This is a genomic window from Elioraea sp. Yellowstone (genome assembly GCF_006704265.1).
Lineage (GTDB): Bacteria > Pseudomonadota > Alphaproteobacteria > Acetobacterales > Acetobacteraceae > Elioraea.
The window spans coordinates 1-8,470 of record NZ_VIKA01000137.1 but is presented as its reverse complement, the minus strand read 5'-3'; the positions used below and the strand labels follow the sequence as shown (position 1 = coordinate 8,470).

Annotated in this window: 9 protein-coding genes; 6 read left to right on the top strand and 3 right to left on the bottom strand. The window is 70.9% G+C overall.

Features of this window, described 5'->3' with window-relative positions:
• Positions 1 to 158: 158 nt before the first annotated feature.
• The 3 genes from FK498_RS15325 to FK498_RS15315 form a co-directional block, all read right to left on the bottom strand.
• A complete protein-coding gene (locus FK498_RS15325) occupies positions 159 to 1,574 on the bottom strand; it encodes a TRAP transporter large permease subunit (RefSeq protein ID WP_202614874.1) in 1,416 nt (471 codons plus the stop codon).
• On the bottom strand, positions 1,571 to 2,179 hold the full coding sequence (locus tag FK498_RS15320; protein WP_141856038.1) for a TRAP transporter small permease subunit: 609 nt from the start codon (positions 2,177 to 2,179) through the stop codon (positions 1,571 to 1,573). Before FK498_RS15320 ends, FK498_RS15325 begins: the two co-directional genes overlap by 4 nt.
• A gap of 72 nt (positions 2,180 to 2,251) precedes the next feature.
• Positions 2,252 to 3,409, bottom strand: a complete 1,158-nt coding sequence (locus FK498_RS15315; RefSeq protein WP_141856036.1) for a TRAP transporter substrate-binding protein — start codon at positions 3,407 to 3,409, stop codon at positions 2,252 to 2,254.
• Positions 3,410 to 3,613: 204 nt separating this feature from the next.
• Here FK498_RS15315 and FK498_RS15310 point away from each other — a divergent pair, with 204 nt between their 5' ends.
• From FK498_RS15310 to FK498_RS15285, 6 genes are all read left to right on the top strand, one after another.
• On the top strand, positions 3,614 to 4,087 hold the full coding sequence (locus tag FK498_RS15310) for a MarR family winged helix-turn-helix transcriptional regulator (protein WP_237560967.1): 474 nt from the start codon (positions 3,614 to 3,616) through the stop codon (positions 4,085 to 4,087).
• Positions 4,084 to 4,890 carry a ferredoxin--NADP reductase gene (locus FK498_RS15305; protein WP_141856034.1) on the top strand — a complete coding sequence of 269 codons (807 nt, stop codon included), beginning with the start codon at positions 4,084 to 4,086 and terminating at the stop codon, positions 4,888 to 4,890. The genes FK498_RS15310 and FK498_RS15305 overlap by 4 nt, the downstream gene beginning before the upstream one ends.
• Positions 4,891 to 4,948: 58 nt before the next feature.
• Positions 4,949 to 6,142 carry an amidohydrolase family protein gene (locus FK498_RS15300; protein ID WP_141856032.1) on the top strand — a complete coding sequence of 398 codons (1,194 nt, stop codon included), beginning with the start codon at positions 4,949 to 4,951 and terminating at the stop codon, positions 6,140 to 6,142.
• On the top strand, positions 6,139 to 6,837 hold the full coding sequence (locus FK498_RS15295; RefSeq protein ID WP_141856030.1) for a GNAT family N-acetyltransferase: 699 nt from the start codon (positions 6,139 to 6,141) through the stop codon (positions 6,835 to 6,837). Before FK498_RS15300 ends, FK498_RS15295 begins: the two co-directional genes overlap by 4 nt.
• Positions 6,834 to 7,640 (top strand): 23S rRNA (adenine(2030)-N(6))-methyltransferase RlmJ, encoded by an 807-nt coding sequence (locus FK498_RS15290; RefSeq protein WP_141856028.1) that lies wholly within the window; start codon positions 6,834 to 6,836, stop codon positions 7,638 to 7,640. The genes FK498_RS15295 and FK498_RS15290 overlap by 4 nt, the downstream gene beginning before the upstream one ends.
• The coding region (locus FK498_RS15285; protein ID WP_141856026.1) for an NAD(P)H-dependent glycerol-3-phosphate dehydrogenase at positions 7,633 to 8,470 on the top strand (838 nt) is incomplete at its 3' end. The genes FK498_RS15290 and FK498_RS15285, both read left to right, overlap by 8 nt.

Here is an 8,470-nt window from a genome sequence, read left to right as displayed (position 1 = left end):
CGGCGAGGGCGAGCGCGCCGATGCGCCTGCCCGCGGCCGGCGTCGTCGGCCGGCAGTCCTGGGGGAAGGGCGGCAAGGCGCGCCCCTCGCCGATCGCCTCGGCGACCCGTGCGGCCGCGCGGCGGGCGGCGGCGGCGGTCAGTCGGGCCATGCCGGCGTCAGTTCAATGGCGGCAGGACAGGCTGGATGTCCGGGATCTGGAACCCGCCCTCGGGGATCGCCGAGGGATCCTGCCCGGCAGGCAGCGGCGGCGTCGCGTAAAGATACTCGGGCAGCCAGAGCGCCACCTCGGGAAAGACGTAGAGGGTCGCCATGCAGACGATGACGATGCCCACGAAGGGCAGGCAGCCCCTGAAGATCTCCTGGATGCGAACCTCCGGCGGCGCGACGCCCTTGAGGTAGTAGGCTGCCATCGCCACCGGAGGGGTGAGGAAGCTCGTCTGCAGATTGAGCCCCACCATCACGCCGAAGAAGATCGGATCGATCTCGAAGGTCTTGAGCAGCGGCAGGAAGATCGGCACGAAGATCAGCACGATCTCGGACCATTCGAGCGGCCAGCCCAGGAGGAAGATGATCGTCTGGGTCAGCACCAGGAAGCCGACCGAGGAGAGGTCGAGCTGTTCGACGAACAGCGCCTCGACCACGTGGTGCCCGCCCAGCCAGCCGAACACGCTGGTGAAGATGTACGCGCCGACGAACAGCCAGCACACCATCGCCGAGGTGCGCGCGGTCAGGAACACGCTCTCCTTGAGCTTCTCGAGCGAGAACGCGCGATAGGCGATGGCGAGCAGCACCGAGCCGAGGCTGCCCATCGCCGCGGCCTCCGACGGGGTGGCAAGCCCGAGGATGATCGCCCCCAGCACCGCCGCGATCAGCACCGCCAGCGGCACGAAGGAGGTGAGGAGAGCCCAGATCAGCTCGGGCAGCGAGCCCGCCGCCATGTGCGCCGGCAGCCGGGGCGCCGCCTTCGGATTCACGAGCGCGAAGATGAAGGTGTAGACCATGTACATCCCGGCCAGCATGGCGCCGGGCAGGAACGCCGCGGCATAGAGCCGGGCGACGGACTCGCCCGCAGTCGCGCCGTAGAGGATGAACATGATCGAGGGCGGGATCATGATGCCGAGGCAGCCGCCCGCGCAGGTGATGCCGGAGGCGAGGCCGCGGTCGTAGCCGGCGCGCAGCATCGCGGGATAGGCAAGCAGCCCCATCAGCGTCACCACCGCGCCGACGATGCCGGTGGCGGTGGCGAACATCGCGCATGTCATCAGCGTGGCGATCGCGAGTGCGCCGGGCAGGTTGCGCGAAGCGAGCTGCAGGGCATGGAACAGCCGGTCGAGGATGTTCGACCGCTCGATCACGTAGCCCATGAAGATGAACAGCGGCACGCTGATCAGCACGTCGTTCGCCATCACCGAATAGGTGCGCTGCACCAGCAGGTCGAACACGCGGTCGCCGAGGCTCACGTAGCCGAAGGCAAGCCCCATCGCCATCAGCGTGAAGGCCACCGGGAAGCCGAGCAGCACGATGACGATGAAGCTCGACAGCATCACCATGCCGAGGACGGGGTCGCTCACCGGCCGCTCTCCTCACGAGCATGAGCAAGGCCCGCCGCCGCGGCGCGCTGCGCCTCGGCCAGCGCCAGCGCCTCGGTCTCCTCGACATCGGTCAGCTTGGGCGGCCAGGCGCCCGTGCGGAGCGCAACCGCACAGCGCGCCATCTCGGCCAGGCCTTGCAGCAGCATCAGCCCGCCGCTGAGCGGGATCAGGAACTTGAACGGCCAGATCAGCGGCCCCTCCGGCGTGACCGAGGACCGCTCGTTCTGCAGATAGGCGAGCCAGGCGAAGTTCCAGCCGAACCAGATCAGCGCCAGCATGCCGGGCACGAAGAAGAGGATGTAGAGCGGCAGGTCGAACATCGCCTGCCGGCGCGCCGTCATCGAGCGGTAGAGGAAATCCGCGCGCACATGGGCGTTGCGGCTGAGCGCATAGGGCCCCGCCAGCATGAACAGGAAGCCGTAGAGCATGTAGGAGGTGTCGTAGGCCCAGGAGGTGGGCGCGCGGAACAGGTAGCGCGCGAACACCTCGTAGCAGATCACGCCGGTGAGCACGACGATCGACCAGCCGGCGATCTTGCCGGCAAGCGCGCTGATCCGGTCGATCGTGAGAAGAAGCGCCTGCATCGTCGGGTCATGCTCCGCTCACGCGTGCGCCCGCCCCGGGATGCGGGGCGGGCGCCGTGCGGAAGGGACGGGTCAGCCGCGGGCGAAGAAGTGGTTGAAGGCCAGCACCGACGGCGCCTCGTTGCGCAGGAAGAACACGCCGGTGCGGCGGCACCAGTCGCGCTGGCTGTCGCAGACCTTCTTGAAGAACGGGCCCGCCGCCGGGGAGGAAGTGTCCCCCTCGAGCCTCGCCACCACCCTGTCCCAGGCCTGGAGCTGCGCCTCAAGGATCGGCCGCGGCGTGGTCAGCGCGCGCACGCCCTGGCGCTGGGTCATCTCCAGGAGGTCCTTCGGGTAGCGGTCCTGGAGCTTCCAGGACATGTCGGCCGAGTTGGACTCCGAGGCGTATTTCAGGATCGCCTTCAGCTCCGCCGGCAACGCCTCGAACTTCGGCTTGTTGAAGAGGATCTCGAAGGTCTCGGTATGCTGGTGGAAGGACTGCAGCATGTAGACCTTGGCGACGTCGGGGAAGCCGAGCGCGCGATCGGAGGAGGGGTTGTTGAACTCGGCGCCGTCGATGACGCCGCGCTCGAGCGCGGGCACGATCTCGCCGCCCGGCAGCGCGACGACGGCGGCACCGAGCTCGTTGAACAGGTCGGTGGCCAGACCGACGGTGCGGAACTTCAGTCCGCGCAGCTGCTCGACGCGCTCGATCGGGTTCTTGAACCAGCCGAGCGGCTGGGTCGGCATCGGGCCGTTCTGGAAGCCCACCACGTTCAGCTTCAGGATGTCCGTGATCAGCTCGTTGTAGAGCGCCTCGCCGCCACCATAGTGGAACCAGCCGAGGTAGTTGTTGGCGTCGCGGAACCAGGGCGGGGCGGTGCCGAACAGGCTGAAGGCCTTGTTGCGGCCGAACCAGTAGGCCGAGACGCCGTGGCCGCCATCAAGCGTGCCGGCATGCACGGCGTCGATCAGCTGGAAGGCCGGGACCACCGCGCCGGCCGGCAGCAGCTCGAGCCGCAGCCGGCCGCCGCCCATCTCGTTCACCCGCTTGACGTAGTCGGCGGCGTATTCGTGGAAGATGTCGCGCGCGGGCCAGGTCGACTGGAAGCGCCACGTCACCGTCTGCGCCCGGCTCACCTGCGGCGCCGCGAGCGCACCCGTCGCGGCGACCACCCCGCCGAACGCCGCCCTCTTCAGAAGCCCGCGCCGGCCGGTGGCTCCGGTGCCGGCGGTCCCTCCCTTCTTCATCGCCTCTCTCCTGGACATTCGGTTGCGGAATGCATCCGTCACGTAATCGGCCCTGTGGCGGCCGGCAAGTGCGTGGCCGATTAACCATAATCCCATCGTCGGTTCAACGTTCGGGGGCGGCCAAATCTGCCCGGGTCGCGCGGAGGCGTTTGACTCCGGTGGGGCGAGGGCGGATTATTCGTACACGAATGATCGGACACCGCCGTGGCACCGGACCTGGCTGAACGCGAGACCACGACCGAGGACGAGACGGCACTCGGCGGCTACGCCCTCGCGCGCCAGGTCGGCCATCTGTTGCGGCGGGCGCACCAGCGCCATGTGGCGATCTTCCAGGAAGGCATCGGCGCGGCGGCGCTCACGCCGATGCAGTGGGCCGCGCTCGTCACGCTCGTGCGCGACGGCCAGGCAAGCCAGAACCAGCTCGGCCGACTGACCGCGATGGATCCGGCGACGATCCAGGGCGTGGCACGGCGGTTGCTTGCGCGTGGCCTGATCGCACGCGCGCCCCATCCCGCCGACCGGCGCATCTCGCTCCTTGCCGCCACCCCGGCCGGCGTGGCCCTGGTCAAGGCGACCCTGCCGGCGGCTGTGGCGATCAGCGAGGCGACGCTGGCCCCGCTGAACGCCGACGAGCGCCGGACCTTCCTGCAACTCCTCCAACGGATGGCCTTCGCATGACCATGGCAGTCGCGGCCAGGCCCAAGCCGGTCGGCAACCTCAATGTCGAGACGGTGCTGACGGTCCATCACTGGACCGACACGCTGTTCAGCCTGACCACCACGCGCGATCCGTCGTTCCGATTCGAGAACGGCGAGTTCACCATGATCGGCATCCCGGTGGACGGCAGGCCGCTGCTGCGCGCCTATTCGATGGTCTCGGCGAACTGGGAGGAGCGGCTCGAGTTCCTCTCGATCAAGGTGCCCGACGGGCCGCTCACCTCGCGACTGCAGCATATCCGGCCGGGCGATGCGCTCTATGTCGGGCGCAAGCCGACGGGCACGCTGGTGGTGAGCTATCTGCTGCCGGGGCGCACGCTGTTCCTGCTGAGCACCGGCACGGGGATCGCGCCGTTCCTGAGCATCATCAAGGACCCCGAGACCTATGCGCGCTTCGACCGGGTGGTGCTGACGCATACCTGCCGCTTCGAGCGGGAGCTCGCCTATCGCGATTGGATCACCGGCGAGCTTCCGAACCATGAGTTCCTCGGCGAGGAGGTGCGCGCGAAGCTGACCTACTACCCGACGGTGACGCGCGAGACGTTCCGCCGGCAGGGACGGATCACGCAGTTCATCGAGGACGGCACGCTGTTCGCCGATCTGGGACGCGGCGGATTCGATCCGGCCGAGGACCGGATCATGATCTGCGGCGGGCCGGACATGCTGGCCGAGTGCCGTGCCATCGCCGAGCGCGAGGGGTTCGTCGAGGGCTCCTCCGGCACGCCTGGGAGCTATGTGATCGAGAAGGCGTTCGTGGAAAAGTAACGCGGGCAAGGGCCGCAGGGCCCTTCCCCCGCCCCCGTCCTGTCCTTTGGAGGAACCCATGGCCCTCGCCGCAGGCCCCGAGAAGCAGGTCGGCAAGCTCGTCATCCGCAACATCGGCCTGATGCTCTCGGGCAAGCTCGAAGCCCCGATCCTGGACGCCGACACGATCGTCGCCGAAGACGGGCGCATCTCCGCGATCGGCCGTGCATCCGACTGCGATACCGGCGGTGCCCGCATCACCATCGATGCGCGCGGCTGCGCCGCCGCCCCGGGCCTGATCGACAGCCACGTCCATCCGGTGTTCGGCGACTGGACGCCGCGCCAGAACCAGCTCGGCTGGATCGATTCCATGCTGAACGGCGGTGTCACCACCATGATCTCCGCCGGCGAGGTCCACCTGCCCGGCCGCCCGCGCGACATCATCGGCGTCAAGGCGCTCGCCATCACCGCGCAGCGCGCCTACGAGAGCTTCCGCCCGGGCGGCGTGAAGCTGCTCGCCGGCGCGCCGGTGCTCGAGAGGGGCATGGTCGAGAGCGACTTCGCCGAACTCGCCGCCGCCGGCGTGAAGCTGCTCGGCGAGGTGGGTCTGGGTACCGTCAAGGCGGGCGACGAGGCCAAGCGGATGGTCGCCTGGGCGCGCAAATACGGCATCCAGAGCACCATCCACACCGGCGGCCCCTCCGTGCCCGGCTCGGGCTACATCGACGCCGATACGGTGCTGGAGGCGGATGCCGACATCATCGGCCACATCAACGGGGGCCACACCGCGCTGTCGCTCGCGCAGATCCGCTGCCTCTGCGAGGGCTGCGCGCGCGCGATCGAGATCGTGCACAACGGCAACGAGCTCGCCGCCCTCACCGCGCTGCGCTTCGCGCGCGAGCTCGGCCAGCTCGAACGCGTGATCCTCGGCACCGACAGTCCCGCGGGCTCGGGCGTGCAGCCGCTCGGCATCCTGCGCCTGATCGCGATGCTCTCCTCGCTCGGCGACACCCCGGCCGAGCTCGTCTTCGCCTGCGCCACCGGCAACACCGCGCGCATCCGCAACCTCGACTGCGGCATCCTCGAGCCGGGCCGCGCCGCCGACATCGTGCTGATGGACCGCGCCCAGCACTCCTCCGGCACTGACCTGCTCGACTCCGTGCGCAAGGGCGACCTGCCCGGAATCGGCATGGTGATCATCGACGGCATCGTGCGCTGCGGTCGCAGCCGCAACACCCCTCCCGCCGAACGCGTCCCGGAGATCCAGCCGTGACCGAGGCGCTGCCCCTCGGCCCCGAGGTGGACGCGACCCCGCGCCCGCTGCCCGCGCGCGTCGTGCATCGCGGCACGCACGTGACGCTCGAGCCGCTGCACGTCCGCCACGCGCCGGATCTGTGGCGCGCGGCGCAGGGTGCGGATCAGAGCTGGGCCTATCTCGGCTACGGCCCGTTCGAGAGCGAAGCGGCGCTGCGTCGGCAGATCGGTGCGCTGGCCGCGCAGCACGACCCGATGTTCTTCGCGGTGCGCCCGCACGCCTCGGGCATGGTGACGGGCTGGCTCTCGTTCATGGAGATCCGCCCCGCCGATGCCGACATCGAGATCGGCCACATCTGGTTCGGCCCGGCCCTGCAGCGCACGCGTGCCGGGACGGAGGCGATCGCGCTGCTGATGCGCCATGCCATGGACGATCTCGGCTACCGCCGGCTGGTGTGGAAGTGCCACGCGCTGAACGCCGCCTCGCGCCGGGCGGCCGACCGGCTCGGCTTCGTCTACGAGGGCACGCACCGCAACCACCGCATCATCAAGGGCCGGTCGCGCGACACGGCATGGTACTCGATCACCGATGCGGAGTGGCCGCTGCGCCGCGCCGCCCTGGCCGCGTGGCTCGACGACGCGAACTTCGACCATCTCGGCACCCCGCGCCGCAGCCTCGGCGCGATCCGCGCCGCCCTGGCCGCGGGGGCATGAACTACCGCCATGCCTTCCATGCCGGCAATCACGGCGACTGCCTGAAGCACGCGCTGCTGGTCGCGCTGATCGAGGCGCTCAGGCGCAAGGACGCGCCCTTCGCGGTCGCCGATCTGCACGCCGGCCGCGGCCGCTACGACCTCGCGGGCGAGGAGGCCGCGCGCACCGGCGAATGGCGATCGGGCATCGGACGGCTGCTCGGCGATCCGCCGCCCGCGCTCGCCGACTATGTCGCGCTGGTGCGCCGCCTCGGCCTCTATCCCGGCAGCCCGGCGATCGCGCGCGCGCTCCTGCGGCCGCAGGACCGGCTGATGCTGAACGAGAAGCATCCCGAGGAGTACGCCGCGCTCGCCGCCTGGGCCGACGGCGACCGACGCATCACGCTCCGCTGCGGCGATGCCTATGCGCTGCGCGGCGTCGTGCCGCCGGCGGGGCTGCGGCGCGGCCTCATCCTGTTCGACCCGCCCTACGAATCCCCCGACGAGCACGACCGCGTCGCCGCGGCGCTGCACGCCGCCCATCGCGCCGCGCCGACCTTCATGCTCGCGGTCTGGTATCCGGTGAAGCATCTCGCGCCGGTGCGCGCCTTGCGCGACGCGCTGCGCGGCCTGCCGAAGCGCGTGGATGCCGCGCTCCATCTGCGCCCGCCGTTCGATCCCGCACGACTGAACGGGTCGGGCCTGCTCGTGGTGAATGCGCCCTGGCGATACGACGAGCAGGCGCGCGCGATCCTCGAGGCCCTGGCGCTGCGCCTCGCCGAGGACCCGGGCGCCGGCATCCATCTGGAGGCGGGGCATGACTGAGCGCGTCGCGGTGATCGGCGCGGGCGCCTGGGGCACGGCACTGGCGCTGCGCATCGCCGCGATCCGACCGGCCGTGCTCTGGGCGCGCACAGCCGAGCGCGCCGAGGCGATCGCCGCCGCGCGCGAGAACGCGCGCTACCTCCCGGGCCATCCCGTGCCGGAGACACTCGCGGTCACGGCCGATGCCGCTGCCCTGGGCGATGCCGCCGCGGTGCTGCTCGCGGTCCCGGCCCAGGCGCTCCGCATGATCGCCGCCGTGCTGCGGCCACACTGGCCGGACGGTGTCCCCGCCGTCGTCTGCGCCAAGGGGATCGAGCGGGGAACGCTGCACCTGCCCGCCGAGATCCTCGCCGAGACGTTGCCCGCGGCGCCGCCCGCCGTGCTGACCGGCCCGACCTTCGCGCACGAGCTCGCCGCCGGCCTGCCCGCGGCCGCCGTGCTCGCGGCCGCGGACGAGGCCGCGCGCGCGCGCCTGCTTGCCCTGCTGGCGATGCCGCGCTTCCGCCTCTACGGCTCGGCCGATCTCATCGGGGCGCAGCTCGGCGGCGCGGCGAAGAACGTGATCGCGATCGCGGCCGGCGTGGTCGAGGGCATGGGCCTCGGCGAGAACGCGCGCGCGGCGCTGATCACGCGCGGCGTGGCGGAGCTCGCGCGCCTGGTCGCGGCCGAGGGCGGCCGGCCCGAGACGGCGGCGGGACTGTCCGGCCTGGGCGACCTGATCCTCACCTGCACGGGGGCGGCAAGCCGCAACCATGCGCTCGGCGTCGCCCTGGGGCGCGGCGCGACGCTCGCCCAGGCGCTCGCCGCGCGCGTCGGCGTCACCGAGGGCG